The following is a 22,684-nucleotide window of genomic DNA, read 5'->3' as shown; positions in this document are numbered from 1 at the left end:
CAGAATGTAGAATTTGGAAAACGGTGTGCTGCCCATGGGGTGCACCCTGCCACACTAAAGAAGGAAACTAGCGATGTCTAAATCAGCAATTTTGTGTGTGGACGATGAAGTAGGAGTGTTGGAAAGTCTTGAAATTGAACTGCAACAGGCATTTAACGGTAAATATCTTTGCGAATTTGCTGAAAGTGCTGCCGAAGCCCTGGAAATTATTGAAGAGCTATGTGAAGCTGAGGTTAACATTTTAGTAATTGTCTCTGATTGGTTGATGCCCGGAATGAAAGGAGATGAGTTGCTGATTAAAATTCATCAAAAATATCCGCAAATTGTGACAGTGATGCTGACAGGACAAGCAGACCAAGAAGCAATAGAGCGCACAAAAAGTCAAGCAAATCTTCATGCTTTCATAGAAAAACCTTGGCAAAATCAAGAATTAATTGAAGCGATTAAGTCTGGTCTAGCAAATTTATGAAAAAACCAGTGATTATTTGTGTCGATGATGAGCAGACTATACTCGATAGTCTGGAAATAGACCTGCTAAAAGCCTTTGAAGATAAATATTTAATTGAAACGGCCCAAAGTGGCGAAGAAGCTTTAGAGTTGCTGTCCGAACTTTTAGCAGAACAGTATGAAGTTCCTTTGGTGATTTCGGATCATATCATGCCTAGTATGAAAGGAGACGAACTATTAAGGAGCGTTCATGCTATCTCGCCGAACACTCTCAAGATCATGCTGACGGGGCAAGCTGATTTGGATGCGGTAGCCAATGCTATTAACTATGCTAAATTGTACCGATATATACCTAAACCTTGGCAATGTGATGACTTAAAATTAACTGTAACTGAGGCAATATATAGATATTTTCAAGATAAAGAATTAGCTGAAAAACAAAGAGAACTTCAGGAAATGAATCAGGAGTTGATAAAATTAAACCGCAAGCAGGCGATGCTGATTGCCAAACTCCATGAAAACGAAAGTCGCTTGACACAGTATCTAGAAGCTATGCCATTGGGCGTGTGTGTACTTGATGCAAACGGGCAATCTTTTTACGCTAATCAGAAGGCGCGGGAGGTATTTGGCAAAGGCACTGTGCCACATATTAATTCAGAGCAAAAAGCAGCTATTTATCAATTCTATAAAACCGGGACTAATCAGAGATGCCCAGTGGAAGAATTGCCAATTATGCGGGCACTTAGGGGCGAAAATGTGCGGACTGAGGGTGTAGAAATTCGTACAGCTAATAAAATTACTCCTGTAGAGAGTTGGGCAACTCCAATTTATGATTCTACAGGCGACATTTCCTATGCGATTATTGCTTTTAGTGACATAACTGAACGCAAGGAAGCTGAAGCGGCGTTAATTCAAGCTGAAGAGAAGTATCGCGGGATATTTGAAAATGCTCTAGAAGGTATTTTTCAGACGACTCCGGACGGACATTTTATCAGTGCGAATCCTGCTCTGGCGGAAATTTACGGCTACGATTCCGCATCAGAATTGATAGAAAGTATTAATGATATTCAGCAGCAATTGTACGTGGAACCTAACCGCCGTCAAGAGTTTCTGGCGCTGATGAAACAGCACGGTACTCTGTGTGAGTTTGAGTCTCAGGTTTACTGTCGAGATGGCAGCATTATCTGGATTTCTGAGTATGCGCGCACCGTTTATGATGCTAACGGTGAAGTGCTTTACTATCAGGGTTTTGCTAAGGATATTAGTTTGCAAAGACAGGTAGAAGTAGAACGAGTCAGGTTTACTAATGATTTAGAAAAAGCTTTGGCAGCCGAAGAAAAGTTAAATGAGGCACTGTCAGAAAACGAAAGTCGATTGACTCAATTCCTGGAAGCGATGCCAGTGGGAATATTTGTTGTCGATGGTAAGGGGAAACCTTTTTACATGAATTCTTGGGGGGAAAGGATACTAGCCCAAGGTTTAATTTTTGATGGGGGTACTGACCAATTTCCTGAAGCTTATCATTTTTACGACGCTGCAACTAATCAATTGTATCCGAGGGATAGCCAACCGATTGTTCGGGCGTTGCGGGGAGAATTTGTGCGTATGGACGATCTAGAAGTTCATGGGTCGGATCGGATTGTGCCGATCGAGGTTTGGGCGACTCCAATCTACGATGAACGGAAAAACATAGTTTACGCGATCGCCGCTTTTCAAGACATCACGGAACGTCTAGAGGTAGAAACCGAACGCCGCCAATTCACAGACGAGTTACAAAAAGCTTTAGCAGCAGAAGAAAATTTAACAGATGCTTACGGGCGGTTTGTGCCGCACGAATTTCTCCACTTTCTGGGATATGAAAGTATTCTGGAAGTCAAATTAGGCGATCAGGTACAGAAAGAAATGTCGGTGCTGTTTTCAGATATCCGCGATTTCACTTCTCTTTCTGAAAGGATGAATCCCGAAGAGAATTTTCAATTTATCAATGGTTATTTGTCGCGAATGGAACCGGCAATTACTAATAATTTTGGGTTTATTGATAAATACATGGGCGATGCGATTATGGCGCTGTTCGATGGCAGTGCGGATGATGCTGTGAAAGCTGGAATTGCAATGCTAGAAGAGCTTAATGAGTATAATATTAGTCGCAATCGACCCGATCGCCCGCCGCTGCAAATTGGCATAGGAATCAATACGGGTTCTTTGATGTTAGGCACGGTTGGTGGCCAAAGTCGGATGGACAGCACAGTGATTAGCGATGCGGTAAACTTAGCCTCTCGTGTGGAAACTTTGACAAAAGAGTATGGAGTTTCCATGTTAATTACTCACCATACTTTTATACAGTTGAACGATATTTATGATTTTAGGTTGATCGATCGCGTAGCAGTTAAAGGCAAATCGCGAATGGTAACAATTTATGAAGTATTTGCGGCCGATCCGCCAGAGTTACGACAGAAAAAGTTAGAGACCAAGACAATCTTTGAGCAAGCTTTGGTACTCTACAATAGTGACAAGTGTGTCGAAGCTAAAAGATGGTTTTCGGCCTGCTTGGAAATTAACCCTAATGATAAGGTAGCTCAAATTTATCTGCAGCGGTGTCTGAAAGAAGCGATCGCTCCTGCATAATACCATTTGAGAGTTTAGATTTGAGAATAGGGAATGACTTATGCCATAAGAGTTGGGAGTTTACCTACAGTTGTATTCTTTTTGGAAACTGGTATAATCATTGTTTAGACAGGCAGGGAAACGCAAACTATGGTTTCTTGCTGCGGCAAACTTTCTATTTTAAATTCTCCTCCGTGTAATTCTACAAGTAGTTGAACAATCGCCAGGCCCAATCCCAAACCTGCTTGTTGGTAAAGTTTGCGATCGAACTGCCTGTAAGCTTCTAGCTGTGAAATCTGATCGGTAGTCATGCCGCGGCCTTGGTCTTTGACAGACAGAATAAAAGTCTGATTTTCGACGAAAGTGCTTAATAAAACAGGCGTTCCTTCTAAAGAAAATTTGAAGGCATTGTCCAATAGTTCTTCAACAATTTTTGCGAGTCTGACAGAATCAATAGCAACCGAGGAATCTTGCAAGTTTAATTGTAAATCGTCTGTTCTATTCGCGTGTTTTGCTTGCTGGCGCGCTTTTTGACTCAGCAAAGATTTTACACAGCTAAATTCGCTGTTACGCATCTCCTTTAACAGTTCGGGATTTGTAGCTGCTATCTCCAGTTCTGCATACAGCAAAAAGTTTTGAATGAGTCGATACAAGCGATGACCAGAAGTTTGAATTTGACCAATCATCTCTAAGATATCTGCTTCCTCTAAGACCTGATATTCTGACAAAATCAGCTCAGAAAAACCCAGAATTGCATTCAAAGGAGTCCGCAATTCGTGGGGCAGCGACATACTAATATTAGTGCGTAATTCGTCTAGCGTCTTTTGAGATTGTCGGCTAATTGTTTTTTGTTTCTCAAGTCTAATAGCAATGGCTTTTAGCAGTTCTTGCGGCGTACATGGCTTAGTAATGTAATCGTCAGCTCCCAGTTCCATGCCCGTGCGAATGTCAACTTTATCGGCTTTTGCTGTGAGGAAAATAAACGGAATTGTGGCAGTCAAGGGTTCCGAACGCAAAGCTTTGAGGACGCCGTGACCGTCTACTTCCGGCATCATCATGTCGCACAAAATTAAATCAGGGATTTGTTCGATCGCCAATTTGATGCCGAGTTTGCCGTTAATTGCTCCTATTCCTTCAAAATTCTCGGCTTCCAGCAACTCTAAAATATTCTCTCTAATCGCTTCTTCGTCTTCTATTACCAAAATCTTAGCCATGGTGATAGCTCCTTTTAGTTAGTAGTTTGTGGGATAAATCTGGGTTCAGATACTTGATAAGTTTGTTTGTTAGAGAGTTAATTAATCGTTAAATTACGGATATGTATAGTTGATAATTCAGTTGTTATTGATGGGGAGGGCAAATTAAAGGCAAGGTAATAGTGAAAGTTGTGCCTTTTCCTTCTTGACTATCGATCGCCAGTTTTCCGCCGTGAAGTTCCACAGCCCTCTTCACAATTGCTAAACCGAGACCTGTTCCCGAAATAGTGCCGACATTTGGAGAGCGGTAAAAAGTTTCTAATATCCGCTCTCGATCGGCTTGGGGAATGCCGATGCCCTGGTCTTGAACTTGGAACACAGCTTCGTTGTTTTGACAGTTGAGATGCAAAGAAACTGGACTGCCTACGGGGGAATATTTGATGGCATTTGAGAGGACATTTCCCAAAATTTGCTGCAACAGTTTTTCATCCATTTGAGCCTCGCAGTTGCCACCTTCATATTGAAAGGCGATCGGGTGTTGGTTGCTGTCGTTGAGCTGCTGCTCTTCTACCAGTTGACGGCAAAATTTTTCGAGATTTAAGGAAATCGGTTGAAACTGCAAAGTATTGGCTTCGATTTTGCCAATTACGAGGATATCTTCTAATAACTCTGTCATGCGTTTAATTGCTAATTGAATCCGCACAAAATGAGTAGATTTTTTATCTTGGGCCCACTGAGAACTGTAATCTTGCAGCAATCCAGCGGAAAATTGGATGGTTGTCAAAGGTGTGCGGAACTCGTGGGAAACCATTGTGACAAATTTAGCTCGCAGTTCTGAGAGTTCCTTTTCTCGTGCGAGGGCTTTGAGAATTTCCGCTTCTGCTCGTTTGCGATCGCTAATATCACGGGCTTCCGCTATCAGCAGCAAAATTTTTCCTGTCTCATTTTTAACAGGTTTCAGTGAGAAATCAACTGTCATGATTTGACCACTTTTGCCTAACAAGTCGATTTCGCTGCGGAAAAACTCGCCGCGACTTGCTTTGCCGATCGCGCATTGCAATTGTTCGGAAACCTGTGGCGACTGGGCCCAAATCGCCATTTCCCAAATCGGGCGGCCGACAATACCCTCCGATCGCAATCCGGCAAAATCGAGGGCTGTCTCGTTGACTTCCAGCACAATTCCTTCGGGAGTCAGCAGCTTGGTTAGCTGAAACGACGAGTCAAAAATCGCCCGAAAGCGGCGCTCGCTTTCCCGCAGCATTTGAAATGTTTGAGAACGTTCGATCGCATAGCGGATCGTCCGCACTAATAATTGAGTAGTAATTTGACCTTTAACAATATAGTCTTGAGCTCCCAAGCGAACTGATTCGAGGGCGATCGCCTCATCATCCAAGCCTGTCATTACCACCATTGGCACATCAGGAGCAACTTCTCGCAGGCGAGTTAGCGTTTCCAAACCGCGGCTGTCGGGCAAAGAAAGGTCGAGCAAAACGACATCAAAGGGTTGTTTACACAGTTGTGCGATCGCCTCATGCAGGAACTCAACAGACACCAGTTCCCACTCGACGCCCACAGATACTTCTAACAGTTCTGCAAGTAAATCAGCATCAGCAGGATTGTCTTCTACTAACAGAATCTTAATCCACATAGCTTAGACGTTTTTGACTGTAAAATTTTTACTCTACCAATCTTAGGTTAAACTTTTTTGCTTTCCCTTGCCATTTTCAACTTGAAAATTATTATTTGGGAACTGTCACCACCACCAGCCACCAATCCTCAATCCATCTCACCAGCTTAGCGACTTGACTAAAATCGATAGGCTTAGTGATGTAGCACCGGGCTGACAGGGCATAAGACTTGAGAATCTCTTCATCGGCTATGGATTTTGTCATAATTACCACCGGAATCATTTTTAACTTGAGTGCTGAATTAATTTATATCAATATTTACCAACCGTTTTTTTATACAAAATTAAGTCCAGCAGAATTAAATCGGGACGCAAACCCTAACAGAAAAGCCTTCTTTATTCAATAAATTTATTGCTATTACCATATTTCCTACTCTTATGCAAATTGTTAAAGATTGGCTGGTAGCCAGCTTTTATAAACCCCATTCAGCCTCGCTGAGCAAATCATCCACCAGCATAATTTCCTAGGTTAAAAAATTTTAGAGCATTCATAAGCAAAGCATCTGTTCGTTTAATTTAGAGGAAGTTTGACGACTGCCAGCCAGAATTCCTCGATTAACCTCACTACTTTAGTAAATTCTACGAAGTCTACCGGTTTTGTTATGTAACAGTTGGCGTGGAGCGAGTATGACTTAAAAATATCTTCGGGAGCTGCTGAAGTGCTGAGAATCACTACAGGAATTAATTTTAACTTTGGGTCAGTTTTAATTTCTTCTAGCACTTCAATACCGCTTTTTTTCGGCAGATGCAAATCGAGCAAAATCAAATCGGGACGAGGTACCCTGAGATAGGGTTCTTTTCGGCGCAAAAACTTGATTGCTTCGACTCCATCCTCCACAAAATGCAAGTTATTCAATATTTTACCTTGACTGAGGACTTCTCTTGCCAAATCCGCATCGCTGGGAGAATCCTCAATCAGCAAAATCTCTATAGGTCTAACAGTGCTTCGATCGCTCATAACCGGCGTATCCCTTTGAGTATAAAAACAGAATTGAATTTTGAGGCTTCAGGTACTAATTATAGGAATAGTGAAGTAAAAAGTCGCTCCTTTTCCCTCCTGAGATTCCACCCAGATCCGACCGCCGTGGCGTTCAACAATGCGCTTGCACATCGCCAAACCTATGCCAGTACCGGAATATTGGCGGCGGGAGTGCAGGCGCGCAAAAATGATAAAAATGCGATCGGCATACTGCGGATCAATGCCAATGCCGTTATCGCGGACACTGAACACCCATTCGTTCTCTTGCCTACGGGCAGCGATATGAATCAACGGAATATCTTGGCGACAAAATTTGATGCTGTTGGCGACCAAATTTTGGAATAATTGCACCAGTTGAAATTCATCCGCCATCACGGTTGGCATCACGTCGCAGGTGATTACAGCTTTTGTTTCGGCGATCGCAATTTGCAAATTGCACATAGTTTGCTTAACCACAGCGTTGCAGTCCGCCTGCTCAAACTCCTGACCCCTCGTTCCCAGACGTGAATACGCCAACAAATCGTTAATTAACTGCTGCATTCTCGTGGCGCCATCGACAATATAATGAATATACTTATCTGCGCGATCGTCCAAATTTCCTTGATAGCGCTGGGCAAGCAATTGAGTGTAACTGGTAACGGCTCGGAGCGGTTCTTGCAAATCGTGGGAAGCCACATAAGCAAATTGTTCTAATTCCTCGTTGGAACGCTTCAAATCTTCTGTAAGTTGCAGCATTTGCTGCTCTGCTTCTTTGCGGCTTGTAATATTGTAAACCAAGGCGCAACAAGACAGCAGATTACCCTGGGAGTCCATGACTGGACTGGTAGACATATCAGTCCAAATATCTTTGCCATCCTTGCTTTTGAATTTAAATTCGTGTTGTTCACGAATACCTTGCTTGCGTCGCTCGACATTATCAATAGCTTGTGGTTCTTCCGCTTTGTCCATGAAATCAAAAAGCGATCGCCCGAACATTTCTAATTCATTATAGCCGAGCATTCGCGCCATTGCGTGGTTCACATAAGTCGTGAGACCATTACTATCAATTACCCAAATGCCTTCTTCTGCTAATTCAACTATTTGTCTGTACTTGAATTCACTTTCCTGCAAAGCTGTTTCAGTTAGTTTGCGCTCGGTGATATCTTTCATAAAACAGTGGTTGCCGTTAAATATTCCTTGTTCGTCCCAAGCTTTTACCATTGTTACTTGCTTGTAAAAAAACGAGCCATTTTTGCGGACCCCTCTAGCTTCTACTTCTACTTTGCCAGAAATGACCATTTCCTGATAAGCTGAGAGCATCATCTCAACATCGCCCGGATGTACGGTGAGCTGCCATTCCATGCCAAGCATTTGTTCTGGTTCGTAACCACATTTATGAGCGTAAGCTCGGTTAACCTTCACGTAGCGTCCCTCAATATCCAGCCGCGAAATGCCTTCCACCGCATTTTGCATGGCATTAGTGAGGTCGCGCAGCTCTTTTTCAGCTTGTTTGCGATCGCTAATATCCTGACCGATACCCAAAAAACCGTTAATATTTCCGCTACTATCAAATAAGGCAGTCACCGACAACAGTACCGGAAACCGCGAACCATCTTTGCGAATGTAAGTCCATTCATTTTCGTCCGCGATTTTCCTGGACGGCAAAGCAAAAAATACTTGAATTCCCGGCTCTATTTGCACTCCCAATTCTTGAGAAAGAACTTCAGCTCTTTGAGCGACCTCCAGAGGATCGTGAATTATTGCTAGCGTGACTTTCCCGACTACTTCTTCTAGCGAATAACCTAAAAGTTGCTCTGCCGCCCGATTAAATGTTTTAATTGTACCATCGGGAGCTGTAGAAATAATTGTGTAGTTAGCGCTATTAAGAATTGCATTTTGCAGTTGCGTCAATTCCAACAAAGTGAGCGCAATTTTTTCCCGGTAGGCTATTTCTTTTTGCAATTGGTGGTTAGAAATTTCGATTTGAGCAGTGCGCTCAGCAACTCTGTGCTCCAGAGTTTCATTGAGCAGTCGATTTTCCTCTTCGACCTGCTTGCGTTCTGTAATATCAGTAATAGTACACACATAATTTTTAACCTCCCCATTTTCTCCGATTTGACCGACAGATTGACCGAATACCCAACTGATTTGAGTGTGATGAATGCCTTGAAAGCGGTACTCAGATTTAAATGGCAATTTCTCATGCGCGGCGCTATACCATTCAGAAAAAACCCGATCGCGGTCGTCTGGATGAATGCCTTGCAACCACCCTTTGCCCAAAGCTTCATCACAGGTAATTCCCGAAATTTGACACCAGCGCTCGTTGACATACAAGCAGTCTCCTCCAGCATCTGCATAAAATATTCCCACCGGCGAAGCTTCAGTTAAAGTTTGATAGCGAGCTTCCGTTTCTCGGCGTTCAATTATTTCTTTTTGCAGTATTGAATCGATCATCCCTAATTGAGTTGGACTCAGGAGAGTTAATGCTTGGGGAACGAAAGGGATTAATGCAAATGCGGTGTAACCAGAAATCGCGGCGGTAATAATTTTTAGAATGCCAGAAACCCAATAAACAGGATGCCAAAGCGTCCAAACTTCCATTATATGAGTAGTACCGCAAGAGATAATAAAGGCTGCAAGCAGCCAAAAGATGTTGCGGAAGGGCAAGTCTTTTCGCTGACCGATAAAATAATAAATTAACGAGAGGGGTATTGAATAGTAGGCCAGGGCAATGATAGAGTCTGACACTATGTGGAGCGCGACTAGCTCTCGCTGCCAAAGGTAACAGTAGCCTTGAGGAATATAATTCCCGGTGAATAACAACTGATTTAAAAAATTCCAAATCATAAATCGAATGAGTAATCGGGAATGGGTAATCGAGAATTGGTAATTGGTAATTGGTAAGCGGGAATTGGTAATTGGTAATTTAATCCAATGACTTATAACCTATCTCAAATTTTTGAAATATACAGCCTTGGACCCACCGGGCGGTAAAAACCCCGTTTCTGGCTAGATGCCTCATTGCCAAACCGAATATTGTCGTAGGGAACTGGTTTTTCTTCCGTAAGCCTTAATATAGCAATTCTCAATGATTCGCGATGTGTAGCGAGCTCTAGGTTGGGTAGAACGAAGTGAAACCCAATATTCCGATTTTAGATTTTAGATTTTAGCTTTTCCTTCCTTCTTCCTTCTTCCTTCTTCCTTCTTCCTTCTTCCTTCTTCCTTCTTCCTTCTTCCTTCTTCCTTTTTCTTCTTCCTTCTTCTATAAAAAATGGGGCGAGCTCGAAGCCCGCCCCACCAAAAATTATGCTGCTGCTATTAACCCAACAGCGCCTGAGCCTTAGCTACCACATTATCAACGGTGTAGCCAAACTTTTCTAAAGCAACGGGGCCCGGTGCAGAAGCGCCGAATCTGTCAATACTGAGGCTATCGCCTTCAGAACCCAAATAACGTCCCCAGCCGAAGCTAGAACCTGCTTCAACTGCCAACCGCTTAGTAACAGCTTTCGGCAGTACAGATTCGCGGTAAGAGGCATCTTGTAAGTCGAACAATTCCCAGCAAGGCATCGAAACTACGCGCACTTTATTGCCTGCAGCGCGCAATTTTTCAGCGGCATCAACGCAGAGGTAGGTTTCGCCGCCGGTGCCGATTAAAATGATGTCGGGAGTGCCCCCGTCGTCGGACAAAATGTAAGCACCTTTGGCTGTTCCTTCGATCGAGCTTCCAGCCAAGTTAGGCAAGTTTTGGCGCGACAAAGCCATTAAAGTTGGGCGGGTGCGGCTTTCAACTGCCACTTTGTAAGCGCCGGATGTTTCATTACCATCCGCAGGGCGCATTACCAACAAATCGGGAATTACTCGCAGAGAAGCGATGGTTTCCACGGGTTGGTGAGTGGGGCCGTCTTCGCCCAAGGCTACGGAGTCGTGAGTCATTACATAAATAACTCCAGCTTCCGATAGTGCAGAGAGGCGAATTGCTCCCCGCATATAGTCAGCAAATACCAAGAAAGTAGCGCAGTAAGGAATTAAACCGCCGTGCAGTACCATACCGTTCGCGATCGCACCCATGGCGTGTTCCCGCACACCAAAGCGCAGGTTACGTCCTTCGTACTGACCTTTTTGGAAGTCTTTTTCACCCTTGAGCAAAGTCATGTTAGAAGATGCCAAGTCAGCGGAACCGCCGATCAGTTCAGGTAACACACCTGCCAAAGCATTCAAACATTTTCCAGAATGATTCCGAGTCGAATCGGCTTTATCTTCTGCCTTGTATGTCGGCAAAACTTTATCCCAACCTTCAGGAAGTTTGCCGGCAACGCTGCGCTCATATTCTGCTGCTTCTGCAGGATATGCTGCTTTATAAGCATCAAAAGCTTTCTGCCATTCTTGCTCAGATTGAGCACCGCGATCGACTGCTTTGCGGAAGTGTGACAAAGCATCATCAGGAATCTCAAACGGTGCGTGTTCCCACTTCAAGAAATCACGAGTTGCTTTCACTTCATCGGTACCCAAAGCAGCACCGTGAGAACTGTAAGAATTGCGCTTGTTAGGAGAACCGTAACCAATAACTGTGCGGACTTTAATCATGGACGGTTTGTCCGTGACTTTTTTGGCTTCTTCAATAGCTTTGTGAACTGCTTCTAGGTTAGTATCTTCGTCTAGAGCGGTATTGTCTACTGTAATGACGTGCCAATTGTAAGCTTCAAAACGCTTGCCCACATCTTCAGTAAAGGCCAAGCTTGTGTCGCCTTCAATAGAAATGTGATTGTCATCGTACAAGGCAATTAATTTGCCGAGTCCGAGGTGTCCGGCCAAAGAACAAGCTTCGCCAGAAATGCCTTCCATGTGGCAGCCGTCACCCATGATGACATAGGTGTAGTGGTCAACAATTTTATGGTCGGGCTTGTTAAACTTAGCAGCGAGGTGAGCTTCTGCCATTGCCAAACCGACGGCATTAGCAATTCCTTGTCCGAGGGGGCCGGTGGTAACTTCTACGCCTTCGGTGACGAAGTTTTCGGGGTGTCCGGGGGTTTTGGATTCCCACTGACGAAATTGCTTGATGTCGTCGAGGGTGACGCTATCGTAGCCGGTCAAGTACATGAGGGCGTACTGTAGCATACAGCCGTGGCCGGCGGAGAGGACGAAGCGATCGCGATTAAACCACTTGGGGTTTTTGGGGTTGAACCGCATGAACCGATCCCACAGCACAAAAGCCATAGGGGCAGCGCCCATCGGCAGTCCCGGGTGTCCTGATTTTGCTTTTTCTACCGCATCGATGGCCAAAAAGCGGATAGAGTTGATGCAGAGTTCTTCGAGTGATTGCGTTGCAACAGCCATAATTCTGGTTTTTATATGTAAGAGAGAGAGTGTGTGGTCGATTCTGACAGAGGTGCGATGAGCCGAGTTCGATCGACGATCGTCTTTGCTGTTCAGTTTCGATGGAACTGCCGTGAGGCTGCACTACATATCATCTCACCTGTTGCGATCGACAGACAACTTAATTTTTTAATGTTTCGGTCGCTTTGTGCAGTCGATAACAATAGTTGTCTGTTGACTGTTGACTGTTGACTGTTGGGGAGAGGGAGTAGGAGGGATGGAGAGGATAGAAGACTTCCGTCAGGATTAAAACCTTACTGACCTTCCGCATCTGTCGATCGCCAGTGTGTCTGGATTATCTGACAAATTGGTCTATGTTGACCAGTTATGATAGAGTTTGGTGTTTCTGACATTTTGCAGCTCGATCGCGAACAGGCAAGATGCCTGTTCCACAAAGAGTGAATTTTCTTGTGGGGCCTTGCTTTGAGCAACGCTCGATCGCACGATCGCCAGAATAGTGCAAGATGTCAGATATTTGTAATTTTAATCAGGCAATAACTAATGACTCTCAGTGAAGCCGAAGTCCGCAGTCAAAAAGTAGACGAACTGCGATCGCAAGGCATAGAACCGTATCCCAGTGAATCCTACGCGCGATCGCACACAGCCAAGCAAGTTCGCGAAATATTTAGTCAGCCGGGAAAAGAACTCGAAAACGGACAAAGTGACCCCGAAGAAATTTCCCTGCGATTAGCCGGCCGCATCACTTCCAAGCGAGACAGCGGCAAAATTGGTTTCATCGATTTAAAAGACGCCACAGACAAAATTCAACTCAAAATCGAGAAAGCAATCGTCACCGGCGAAGTCGGTTTGAGCTTTGAACAAATTAAAAAATTGCTCGATGTCGGCGATTTTGTCGGCGTCGAAGGTATCGGCTGCCGCACCCCCAGGGGAGAACTTTCTATTTTAGTGAGGGAATTTAAGCTTTTATCAAAAGCTACCATTCAATTTCCCGATTCTTATTACGGAATTAACGACCCCGAAGTTTGCCGCCGTCACCGCGAAATGGATTTGGCAAGCAACCAAGATGCGCTCAACCGTTTTATGCTTCGCAGCCGCATCGTTCAAAGCATCCGTTCCTATCTCTGGAAAGCGGATTTTTACGAAATAGAAACGCCAACACTGCAAGCTATTTATGGCGGTGCTGCTGCTAAGCCTTTCATCACTCATCATAATGCTTTGGAGGTGGATTTGTTTTTGCGAGTTGCTCCCGAATTGTTCTTAAAAAGAGCAATTTGCGGCGGTTTCGAGCGAGTATTTGAACTAGGGAAAGCATTTAGAAATGAGGGCATTGACAGCACCCACAATCCTGAGTTTACCTCTTTAGAAGTTTACCAAGCTTATGCTGATGTTTTTGACATTTTAGGAGTAGTCGAAGACGTGATGTGTTTCGCAGCGGCGGCGGTATTTGGGGATGTCAAAGAAATTGAAAATCAGGGGGAAACGATTAGTTTAGAACGCAAGTTCGACTACAGCGAAAAATATCCCGGTTTCAGCGGGAAACACTGGCAAGTGAAAACGATGGTAGAAGCTGTCAGAGACGAGTTTGGGCTGGATTTTGACAGTTTGGACTTGGAAAGTGCGATCGACTCTGCAACCAAGTTAGAATTGCACCTGTCTAAGTTAGAACAACAGAGTTTAGGCTACGTGCTCTATGCAGTTTTTGACAAATTAGTTGTTCCCAAACTCATTCAACCTACATTCATCATCGACTACCCTGTTGAAGTCAGTCCCTTAGCAAAAGGACATCGCAGCAAGCCGGGATTTGTAGAACGTTTCGAGCTGTTTATCAACGGTACAGAATACTCGAACGGATTTTCAGAATTGAACGATCCGAAAGAGCAAAGAAAGCGGTTTGAGGAACAGTTGGCGCAGAAAAATGCCGGCGATGACGAAGCGCATCCAATGGATGAAGATTTTATCCAAGCGCTATCTTTGGGAATGCCTAATTGTGCGGGAATGGGTATCGGCGTAGACAGATTGGTGATGCTTTTAACTAATACTCAAAGCATCCGAGATGCCGTCATGTTTCCCACAATGCGGCCGATCAAAGATTGATTGGAGTAGGTTTTTTGCAGATGTCTAATAAGTACATGGGGATTTTTTAACCGCAGATATCAGCGGATTAACACAGATAAACGCAGATGGAATTTCATCTGCGTTTATCTGCGTTTACCTGCGGTTAAAACAACATTTTTAAGATCACCGCATAAATGAACCGACAACACCGTTCATATCTTCAGCCAAAGGATTTCCCAAAGCCTTAAACTTCCACTCGCCGCCTTCTCGATAGACTTCTCCCATCAACATATTTAATTTTCCTTCATAAGATGGGTCATTTGACAAGCGATAGCGAGCTATTTCTTTCCCGGCCGCATCTACAGCCCTCACGAAAGCATTTTGTACCAGGCCGAAATGCTGTTTTCTCTCTTTTCCATCGTAAATATTTACGCCCAAAATAATTTTGTTATATTCGGCTGGCAAAGAACTCAGTTTCACCACTATTTGTTCGTCGTCTCCGTCTCCAGCCCCCGTGAGATTGTCGCCTGAGTGAACAACTGTTTTGTCCTTTGACTCCAAATGAGAGTAATAAATTACATCCTCTTTGTAGTTCTTTATTTTGCCATTTTCTCCCAGCAGCATAGCGTAGGAATCTAAATCAAAATTGGCACCGCTGCTTCGACCGAAAAGACCTTTTTTAGCTTGGGCAACATCCCAGCCCAAACCCATTGTCAATCTGGATAAGTCGTATTCGCTTTTGCTGAGAACGATCGATTGCCCTTTTGTCAAGTTGATAGCCATAGTTTTGTGATTTTGTAAGGTTTATGGTGAAGTTGAATGATTGCCCTAAGCTAGCATTTTGTTGGCATTAAAAAGCTGTTTCTAGGGTAAGAGATTTTTGATTCGTGCTGATTTTACCCAATGTGGATATTCGGCTGTCAACAAATCGTATAATTCCTCATCGGCAATATGTTCTGGGTCTTCTAAACTGAAGAAATCGGCGTTGTCTAGGTAGCGATCGCCCATTTCGTCAAGCTGTTCTAAAAAGCTAAAATCGCTCGCTACGGCTCTTGCTAACCACCCGCGAGCTCCCTTACTTTTGACATCTTTCTGCGACTTGCCGATCGCCATAAACTGCCAAAATATCGGCTCGTAAGACGACCATTGTAGCTGCTGCTTGGTTTCCGATTCGTCAGCAGTGGCTCCATCCGTGACAAACATCACGTATACAGGTCGATCGGCTTTAATAGCTGCGTAGCGCCTGCTACCGCGAGCGTCAGGAAAATAGAAATTTCTAATTTCTTTCATTACTTTACCGTAGTAAGTACCTCCTTCTAAAGGATACGGTTGCAGTATATTGTGGATGAAGTTTGAGAAATTGTCGATCGACATTTCACCGGGATTGTGGGGGTTGACTCCAAACAGAAATATGTCGATTGATCCGTTGTCATCCAACCGACACCCCAAAGCCAAAATCTTCTCTGCCAAACGCTGAATTTTTCCTGAACGGTATAGGGAAGACATAGAAGCAGAAATATCGAGGCAAAGCGCTACTTGAGCATTGTGATTTGTGAGATTTGCTTTCTTGAGCGAGATATCGGCTTTCTTCGCGAGATTAAAAATGTGCGGCGCTTTCTCCTCAAGCTTTTTGTCTAACGCTATAGCTTTCTGACTTTTGTGGCTATCTTCAATAACTGGTAATTTAGGCAATTCTACTGTACGTTGTGCTGGTTTTTCTTGCTGTTGAATCTCAGAATGATACTTATCAACAAAACTCTGCAACCCTGCTTTATATCCTTGCCCTACGGCCTGAAATCTCCAAGCTGCATCTTTTTTATACAACCGTCCAAACTCGACTGCTGTTTCTTCAGAAAAAGCTTCGGTTAAATCATACCGCGCTAGTTCGCTGCCTGTTTGGCGATCGTACAATCGGATAAAAGCATTTCTGATTTGGCTGAAATTTTGATGTTTAGCTTGTGCGTCGTGAATCGTGACCACAAAAACCATTTCTTCAACAGCAGCCGTTACTTTTTCCAAGTCTACATCAATTGTCTCGTCATCCCCTTGAGTTTGACCAGTTTGATTATCTCCCGAATGGGCGATCGCTCCGTCCGGCGACTGCGAGTTATTGTAAAATACAAAGTATCTTTCATCGGGAATCTTGCCGTCCGCACCTAATGCAAAAACAGAGGCATCGATATCGCAGCTTTGCGGGTTTGAGTTCGGTAAGTTTAGTTCAGTTGCTATTTCCCACCCCAGGGCGATCGCAACTTTTGTTAAACTTGGAGATGTTTTAGAAAGATTAAATCTTTCGCCCTTCTTTAATTGAATTCCCATCTGGTTTATCACCTCATGAGTCTGATTGCTTAAAATCGAGGGAAACATTCCTGCTTCCGAATTTCCCCTCGATTTATTTAGCTGGGAGCGATCGCCTTTTTATGCGGCATACTTATCTACAAAGCTTTGCAAGCCGGAATTGTAGCCTTCTCCTACAGCTTGAAACCTCCACTCGCCGTCTTTCTTGTAAAGTCTGCCAAACTCTACCGCTGTCTCCCGAGAAAAATCCTCGTCTAAATCGTACTTCATTACCTCTGTGTTAGTAGTAGTGTCGTAAATCCTGATAAAAGCATTCCGCACTTGACCGAAGTTTTGCCTTCTCGATTCTGCTTCGTGGATAGTTACCACAAACACAATTTCTTGCACCGCCGGATCGACTTTGCTTAAATCGACTGTAACGGTTTCATCATCGCCAAATCCTTCTCCAGTTCTGCTATCTCCCAGATGTATTACAGAAGTGTCCGGCGACTCCTTGTTGTTGTAGAAAACAAAGTATTTTTCGCCGGGAATTTTGCCCGTAGCCCCCAACATAAACACGGAAGCATCTAAGTCAAACGCTGTGCCGGTATCTGTAGCATTGGTATCCCATCCCAAACCAATCCCGGCATTTTTTAGCCCCGGTGCTTCTTTAGAGAGATTGATTCTCCCGCCTTTTTCCAAATTGATAGACATTCGCCCTCCTATTCACAACATCACTGGTGTTACTACTAGCAATTATATCAAGTGTTATAGTAAGTTGACAATTTGCTTTTGGTACTCGTCCTCTGTGATTAGTTCGTGGGTATTTTCCACTCTGTCTAAAAACACGATTCCATCTAAATGGTCGTGTTCGTGTTGAAAAATTCGGGCCACAAAGTCTGTCAATTCTTGTCGGTGGAGTTTGCCGTCTCTACTGGTGTATTCTATCTCGATCGCCCTACTTCTCGGCACCAACCCTCGAATCCCCGGAATGCTCAAACAGCCTTCCCAGTCTTTGACTGTCTCTGTTGATGCAGCCACAATCCGGGGATTAATCATCGCTGTGGGTTCCATGTGGGGTGCTTGGGGATACCGTAAATTGGGACGGGATGCGACGATGAACAGGCGATCGGACTGAGCGGCTTGAGGGGCGGCAATCCCAACTCCGTTTGCCTGCTGTACTGTACAGATTAAGCTGTCAATCAATTGTTGAATGCGATCGTCCTTAATATTCTCGACAACTTGAGACTGGCGGCGCAGTACGGGATTTCCTAATTGAGAAATTTGTAATATTTCTGCCATAGCTATTGGTTAGTCGTTATTGGTTAGTCGTTAACTACTGACAAATTATTATTTTCTTCTTCCTTCTGATGTTCTTCTTGACCTCCGTTACATCTGTTACATCCCGTACATTGCTCGTTGCCGAACTTCCTTCTTATCCAACTTTTTGAACCGGCAAACTCCCCGGTTTAACACTCAAAATAACTATTTGCCCGTTGCGGTTAATTTCCATTTGCAACAGCCCGCCAACCTTAGCATTTTGCACGAACTCCTGAACAGCTTCCGACTGAATAATCGGCTGATTGTTAATCTTTTGAATCACATCTCCAGCCCGCAAACCTGATGCTGCTGCGGGAGAATTAGGAACAACGCTAACAATAGCCACACCCCGATCGACTGCAACTCGCAGACTGCTGGTAGCATTGCTGTTAATTTGCTCCTTAACATCGGGAGTCAGCGTCGCCATTTCAATACCCAAATAAGCGTGTTCGACTTTACCCGTCGAAATCAGTTCCTTCGCCACCTGTTGCGCCGCCTGAATGGGAATCGCAAACCCCAATCCTTGAGCACCTTGAATAATCGCCGTATTCATGCCAATAACTTGGCCCGAAGCATTCAGCAGCGGGCCGCCGGAATTCCCCGGATTAATTGCAGCGTCTGTTTGAATAAAACCGATCCGCTTGTCGGGTACGCCCACCTCTGAGCTCGATCGCCCCGTAGCGCTAATAATTCCCGCAGTTACGGAATTGTCCAAACCCAAAGGATTGCCGATCGCGATCGCCCATTCCCCAGGCAACAGCTTATCCGAATTGCCGATCGCCACCACAGGCACATTATTGGCTTCAATCTTCACCACAGCCACATCCGTCACCTTATCCGCCCCCAACACCCGCCCCTGAAAGCTGCGGCCGTCCTTGAGAGTTACATTTACGGTATCGGCTCCCTCTACAACGTGAGCGTTAGTGAGAATCAAGCCGTCGGCACCGATGACAAAACCCGAACCAGTGCCCCGTTCGATCCCGCCCCGGCCGCCCGAATTCGGTTCTATACCCAAAAAATCTTCCGGCGACAGCCCTCTATTTCCCGGTTTCACCCGGCGCGAAGCATCGATCCGAACCACTGCCGGGCCAACTTTTGCCACCGCAGCCACAATAAAATTCACATTAGTCCCGTCGCCGGACAAGGAAGCCGGCGGCAAGACTTTGCTAGCTTGATTCTTTGTATTAGGAGGCAGTTGCAATTTCGGTTCCAGCGCCCTTTGTCCCGAATCGCCAGAATTTCCACGAAATTGAGAAACCGTCAGACGATCGCCCAACATGGCGGCCCCGGCTCCCGTTACCAGCAGCAATATGTAAATTGCCGGTTGCTTCCAAAATTTGCCAGTAGAACTCTTCATGGCCATGTTTTAAGGCTTTCCTGCCACATCTAAATATTTGCTGAGCAGCTCCCCGATACCTGGCGCAGGGCTGCAGATCCGCCAAATTTTTGGGCGATGGCGTCGGGCCCCGCAAGCTACGGCAGACTCCCTTAAACTTTAGCATCTGACGACTAAACTCTCTAGAGTAGAATTAATATCTTGAATGCCGATCGGCAGAGGTGAGCAGTGGACATTCCCCTCGAAAGTCTGTGGAATCAGATACTTGAACGTCTCCAGGTACAACTTAGCAGACCTAGCTTTGAGACGTGGATCAAAACTGCTAGGGCCGAACAACTCGAAAATAACTGTTTGATTGTCAGCGCCCCCAACCCCTTTGCTCGCAATTGGTTGCAAAAATATTACAGAGAAATCCTTGCCGATGCAGTCGCAGAAATTCTCGGCTATCCCGTAGACATTTACTTGACAATTGCCGGGGGAAACGAAACAGGCGGCAGCAGCGACTCGGCCATAATTTGGCCATCCCCCATCGCCGATATCCCGGAAACCCACTCGCTTCACCCCCCCAAACCCGCCAATTTAAACCCGAAATACCTATTTTCCCGCTTTGTCGTCGGTTCCAACAACCGCATGGCTCACGCGGCTTCCCTCGCGGTAGCCGAGTCTCCGGGCCGAGAATTCAATCCCCTATTTTTGTGCGGTGGCGTCGGTTTGGGCAAAACTCATTTGATGCAGGCGATCGGTCATTATCGCTTGGAAATTGACCCCAACGCCAAGATTTTTTACGTTTCTACTGAGAAATTTACTAACGATTTAATCGCCGCCATTCGCAAAGACAGTATGCAAACTTTCCGCGACCATTATCGGGCAGCCGATGTTTTATTAATAGATGATATCCAATTTATTGAAGGAAAAGAATACACTCAAGAAGAATTTTTTCACACTTTTAATACTTTGCACGAATCGGGAAACCAAGTAGTTTTAGCTTCCGACCGTCCGCCACAGCAAATCCCCCGCCTGCAAGAGCGTTTATGTTCCCGATTTTCTATGGGATTAATTGCCGACATTCAATTGCCAGACTTGGAAACTCGGATGGCAATTTTGCAGAAAAAATCTGAGTATGAAAATATGCGGCTGCCGCGAGATGTGATTGAATACATTGCTTCTAGTTACAATTCCAACGTTCGGGAATTGGAAGGAGCTTTGATTCGGGCGGTAGCATATCTTTCAATTACCGGTTTGCCGATGACCGTGGAGAATATCACCCCGGTTTTGAACCCGCAAACTGAAAGCGTAGAGGCGACTCCCGATGCAGTAATTGCAGTTGTGGCCGAGGCGTTTGATGTTTCTGTTGAAGATTTGAAAGGCATTTCCCGCAGGCGAGAAATTAGTCTCGCCCGTCAAATAGGGATGTATTTAATTCGGCAGCATACTGGTTTGAGTTTGCCGAAAGTTGGCGAAGTGTTTGGCGGCAAAGATCACACGACTGTGCTTTACAGTTGCGACAAAATTGCTCAGTTGCGGAACACTGACCCGAATTTGGCTCAAACTTTGCGTCAGTTGAGCGATCGAATTAACGCTGTCAGCCGCAAAAGTTAATTTGAAGTCAGTTGTCTGTTGACAGTTGTCGGTTGACAGTTGTCAGTTGTCACATCAATGACTCAGTTGTCAGTTGTCAGTTGTCAGTTGTTATCACTCAATGCCGTCAACAGTCAACGCCGTCAACAGTCAACAGTCAACAGTCAACAATTCCCATTCCCAAATCCCAATGCCCCATAATAGACAATCTTGCCTGTGGAAAAACCTGTGGAAAAGTTGCCCTCCGTTTGTGGAAAACTTTACTTGATCGCCCAAAACAGTTTTTGCACAAAAATGGGCGGGCGATCGACCGCAACAGCTTTTCCACAAGTTTTCCACAAGTATTTATTACCTACAAGTCTTTCCCAGCAAGCAGTTAGCTTTTTTTTCCACAGTTTCCACAGGGCGATTGACACAAAAATAATTCAATAAATTAAAAAAAACTGGTGATCCCTACACACCCTACACACATAGTTCGCGACGCGCGCTGACTTCAGAAACCCGGTTTCTACGAAGATTTCTCGTTTTTACAGACAAAATTTTGCCGAGAAACCCGGTTTCTAGCCCCATGCTTAAGCCCTACACACAGAAAAACCGACCCGCCGGCTTTCTGTGATACCATTTGTTTCTGTTTCAAATCCGGTTAATTAACCTTCCTACAATGAAATTGGTTTGCACCCAAAGTGACCTCAACGCCAACCTCTCGTTGGTAAGTCGGGCCGTTCCCTCCCGCCCGACACATCCGGTACTAGCCAACGTGCTCTTAGTAGCGGATGAGGAAAATCAGCGGGTTAGCTTGACAGCTTTCGATCTCAGTTTGGGCATTCGCACCAGCTTCGCAGCAGAAGTAACAGGCGGCGGCAGTTTTACCATACCCGCTAAATTACTCAACGATATTGTTTCGAGACTCCCAGATGGAGAGATTACTTTAGAAGACGAAGCAGGGGACACCGTAGCATATCTCACTTGCAGTTCTGGCAGCTACCAAGTTAGAGGCATGGGCCCGGAAGAATTCCCAGAATTGCCTGCAATAGAAGGCGGAACAATCCTCAAATTGCCACCGGAAGCCTTGATAGAAGGACTCAAAGGAACTTTATTTGCTACTAGCCCCGACGAGGCAAAACAGGTACTTGCAGGCGTGCATTTAAAGGTATTGCAAGATTGCCTGGAATTTGCAGCTACAGACGGTCACAGATTGGCAGTAGTTCAAACTGCCAATGAAAAACCTGAAGGCGAAGAAACCCAAGAAGAATTTGAGGTGACAGTCCCCGCTAAAGCATTGCGCGAAGTAGAAAGAATGCTGGTGATGCGGCAGTGGACTGAACCTGTCACCCTGCATTTTGAACACGGTCAAGTAGTGTTTGAATGGGCAGATCAGCGGCTGACCACCCGCACCTTGGAAGGGCAATATCCCGCATACCGGCAGTTGATTCCGCCGTCTTTTGAGCGGCAAATTACCTTAGAAAGGCGATCGTTCTTAGCAGCAGTAGAAAGAATAGCCGTTTTTGCCGACCAAAAAAACAATATTCTCAAATGCAGCATCGACGAGGAGAATCAGGAAATTACTTTGTCTGTAGATGCTAAAGATGTCGGCTGTGGCAAAGAGTCAATGCCCGCACAGATTTCGGGAGATAGCATAGATATTGCTTTCAACGTGAAATACTTAATTGACATTTTGAAAACTGCTCAATCCCCCGAAATTCAACTGCAATTAAACGGTGCCTTAGCCCCCGTAATTTTTCAGCCATTAGGCGGAGTCAATGCTACATTCTTGGTGATGCCTGTGCAGCTAAGAGCTTAAAAAGAGTCATTAGTCAGTAGTCATTAGTCATTAGTCATTAGTCATTAGTCATTAGTCATTAGTCATTAGTCATTAGTCATTAGTCATTAGTCAT

The 22,684-nt window shown here is 44.8% G+C and carries 17 protein-coding genes; 6 read left to right on the top strand and 11 right to left on the bottom strand.

Going from position 1 to position 22,684, the window contains the following annotated elements; all coding sequences use genetic code 11:
- Positions 1–73: 73 nt before the first annotated feature.
- On the top strand, positions 74–469 hold the full coding sequence (locus tag QUA03_RS01000; RefSeq protein WP_333208971.1) for a response regulator: 396 nt from the start codon (positions 74–76) through the stop codon (positions 467–469).
- The gene (locus tag QUA03_RS00995; RefSeq protein WP_333208969.1) at positions 466–3,072 is read left to right on the top strand and encodes a PAS domain S-box protein; all 2,607 of its coding nucleotides are present in this window, start codon (positions 466–468) and stop codon (positions 3,070–3,072) included. The genes QUA03_RS01000 and QUA03_RS00995 overlap by 4 nt, the downstream gene beginning before the upstream one ends.
- 104 nt (positions 3,073–3,176) lie before the next feature.
- Here the strand turns inward: QUA03_RS00995 and QUA03_RS00990 are convergent, their stop codons facing one another.
- The 6 genes from QUA03_RS00990 to tkt form a co-directional block, all read right to left on the bottom strand.
- Positions 3,177–4,265 (bottom strand): response regulator, encoded by a 1,089-nt coding sequence (locus tag QUA03_RS00990; protein WP_333208967.1) that lies wholly within the window; start codon positions 4,263–4,265, stop codon positions 3,177–3,179.
- A 124-nt stretch (positions 4,266–4,389) separates the two neighbouring features.
- Entirely contained in the window at positions 4,390–5,892 is a 1,503-nt protein-coding gene (locus QUA03_RS00985; protein WP_333208965.1) for an ATP-binding protein, read from the bottom strand.
- A gap of 91 nt (positions 5,893–5,983) precedes the next feature.
- Complete coding sequence (locus tag QUA03_RS00980; RefSeq protein ID WP_333056783.1) at positions 5,984–6,136, bottom strand: hypothetical protein; 153 nt, start codon at positions 6,134–6,136, stop codon at positions 5,984–5,986.
- Between the two features lie 306 nt (positions 6,137–6,442).
- On the bottom strand, positions 6,443–6,889 hold the full coding sequence (locus QUA03_RS00975; protein WP_333208963.1) for a response regulator: 447 nt from the start codon (positions 6,887–6,889) through the stop codon (positions 6,443–6,445).
- Positions 6,890–6,937: 48 nt separating this feature from the next.
- Positions 6,938–9,736, bottom strand: coding sequence for a PAS domain S-box protein (locus QUA03_RS00970; RefSeq protein ID WP_333208961.1), 2,799 nt, complete (start codon positions 9,734–9,736; stop codon positions 6,938–6,940).
- 471 nt (positions 9,737–10,207) lie between these two features.
- Positions 10,208–12,223, bottom strand: a complete 2,016-nt coding sequence (gene tkt, locus QUA03_RS00965) for a transketolase (RefSeq protein ID WP_333208959.1) — start codon at positions 12,221–12,223, stop codon at positions 10,208–10,210.
- Between the two features lie 540 nt (positions 12,224–12,763).
- Between tkt and lysS the strand changes: the two genes are divergently transcribed.
- The gene (gene lysS / locus QUA03_RS00960; RefSeq protein ID WP_333208957.1) at positions 12,764–14,317 is read left to right on the top strand and encodes a lysine--tRNA ligase; all 1,554 of its coding nucleotides are present in this window, start codon (positions 12,764–12,766) and stop codon (positions 14,315–14,317) included.
- Between the two features lie 144 nt (positions 14,318–14,461).
- Here lysS and QUA03_RS00955 read toward each other — a convergent pair whose 3' ends face one another.
- The 5 genes from QUA03_RS00955 to QUA03_RS00935 form a co-directional block, all read right to left on the bottom strand.
- Positions 14,462–15,061, bottom strand: a complete 600-nt coding sequence (locus QUA03_RS00955; RefSeq protein WP_333208955.1) for a TerD family protein — start codon at positions 15,059–15,061, stop codon at positions 14,462–14,464.
- Between the two features lie 81 nt (positions 15,062–15,142).
- Positions 15,143–16,597 (bottom strand): TerD family protein, encoded by a 1,455-nt coding sequence (locus QUA03_RS00950; RefSeq protein WP_333208953.1) that lies wholly within the window; start codon positions 16,595–16,597, stop codon positions 15,143–15,145.
- Between the two features lie 99 nt (positions 16,598–16,696).
- The gene (locus QUA03_RS00945) at positions 16,697–17,269 is read right to left on the bottom strand and encodes a TerD family protein (RefSeq protein WP_333208952.1); all 573 of its coding nucleotides are present in this window, start codon (positions 17,267–17,269) and stop codon (positions 16,697–16,699) included.
- A gap of 54 nt (positions 17,270–17,323) precedes the next feature.
- Complete coding sequence (gene def, locus QUA03_RS00940) at positions 17,324–17,857, bottom strand: peptide deformylase (protein ID WP_333208950.1); 534 nt, start codon at positions 17,855–17,857, stop codon at positions 17,324–17,326.
- A gap of 133 nt (positions 17,858–17,990) precedes the next feature.
- Positions 17,991–19,232 carry an HhoA/HhoB/HtrA family serine endopeptidase gene (locus QUA03_RS00935; protein ID WP_333208948.1) on the bottom strand — a complete coding sequence of 414 codons (1,242 nt, stop codon included), beginning with the start codon at positions 19,230–19,232 and terminating at the stop codon, positions 17,991–17,993.
- A gap of 207 nt (positions 19,233–19,439) precedes the next feature.
- Here QUA03_RS00935 and dnaA point away from each other — a divergent pair, with 207 nt between their 5' ends.
- From dnaA to dnaN, 3 genes are all read left to right on the top strand, one after another.
- Complete coding sequence (dnaA, locus tag QUA03_RS00930) at positions 19,440–20,810, top strand: chromosomal replication initiator protein DnaA (RefSeq protein ID WP_333208947.1); 1,371 nt, start codon at positions 19,440–19,442, stop codon at positions 20,808–20,810.
- A gap of 11 nt (positions 20,811–20,821) precedes the next feature.
- Positions 20,822–21,169: a hypothetical protein gene (locus QUA03_RS00925; RefSeq protein ID WP_333208945.1), complete on the top strand. Its 348-nt coding sequence runs from the start codon at positions 20,822–20,824 to the stop codon at positions 21,167–21,169.
- Positions 21,170–21,450: 281 nt separating this feature from the next.
- The gene (gene dnaN, locus QUA03_RS00920; protein WP_333081191.1) at positions 21,451–22,590 is read left to right on the top strand and encodes a DNA polymerase III subunit beta; all 1,140 of its coding nucleotides are present in this window, start codon (positions 21,451–21,453) and stop codon (positions 22,588–22,590) included.
- The last annotated feature ends 94 nt before the right edge of the window (positions 22,591–22,684 follow it).

Origin of the sequence: Microcoleus sp. S36b_A4, from assembly GCF_036700645.1 — a bacterium.
In the GTDB taxonomy this organism is placed as follows: domain Bacteria; phylum Cyanobacteriota; class Cyanobacteriia; order Cyanobacteriales; family Microcoleaceae; genus Microcoleus.
This window is presented reverse-complemented; position numbering and strand designations above follow the sequence as displayed.

Coding starts and splice junctions, on each gene's coding strand:
- QUA03_RS01000 (WP_333208971.1), top strand. CDS start 74: ATGTCTAAATCAGCAATTTTGTGTGTGGACGATGAAGTAGGAGTGTTG.
- QUA03_RS00995 (WP_333208969.1), top strand. CDS start 466: ATGAAAAAACCAGTGATTATTTGTGTCGATGATGAGCAGACTATACTC.
- QUA03_RS00990 (WP_333208967.1), bottom strand. CDS start 4,265: ATGGCTAAGATTTTGGTAATAGAAGACGAAGAAGCGATTAGAGAGAAT.
- QUA03_RS00985 (WP_333208965.1), bottom strand. CDS start 5,892: ATGTGGATTAAGATTCTGTTAGTAGAAGACAATCCTGCTGATGCTGAT.
- QUA03_RS00980 (WP_333056783.1), bottom strand. CDS start 6,136: ATGACAAAATCCATAGCCGATGAAGAGATTCTCAAGTCTTATGCCCTG.
- QUA03_RS00975 (WP_333208963.1), bottom strand. CDS start 6,889: ATGAGCGATCGAAGCACTGTTAGACCTATAGAGATTTTGCTGATTGAG.
- QUA03_RS00970 (WP_333208961.1), bottom strand. CDS start 9,736: ATGATTTGGAATTTTTTAAATCAGTTGTTATTCACCGGGAATTATATT.
- tkt (WP_333208959.1), bottom strand. CDS start 12,223: ATGGCTGTTGCAACGCAATCACTCGAAGAACTCTGCATCAACTCTATC.
- lysS (WP_333208957.1), top strand. CDS start 12,764: ATGACTCTCAGTGAAGCCGAAGTCCGCAGTCAAAAAGTAGACGAACTG.
- QUA03_RS00955 (WP_333208955.1), bottom strand. CDS start 15,061: ATGGCTATCAACTTGACAAAAGGGCAATCGATCGTTCTCAGCAAAAGC.
- QUA03_RS00950 (WP_333208953.1), bottom strand. CDS start 16,597: ATGGGAATTCAATTAAAGAAGGGCGAAAGATTTAATCTTTCTAAAACA.
- QUA03_RS00945 (WP_333208952.1), bottom strand. CDS start 17,269: ATGTCTATCAATTTGGAAAAAGGCGGGAGAATCAATCTCTCTAAAGAA.
- def (WP_333208950.1), bottom strand. CDS start 17,857: ATGGCAGAAATATTACAAATTTCTCAATTAGGAAATCCCGTACTGCGC.
- QUA03_RS00935 (WP_333208948.1), bottom strand. CDS start 19,232: ATGAAGAGTTCTACTGGCAAATTTTGGAAGCAACCGGCAATTTACATA.
- dnaN (WP_333081191.1), top strand. CDS start 21,451: ATGAAATTGGTTTGCACCCAAAGTGACCTCAACGCCAACCTCTCGTTG.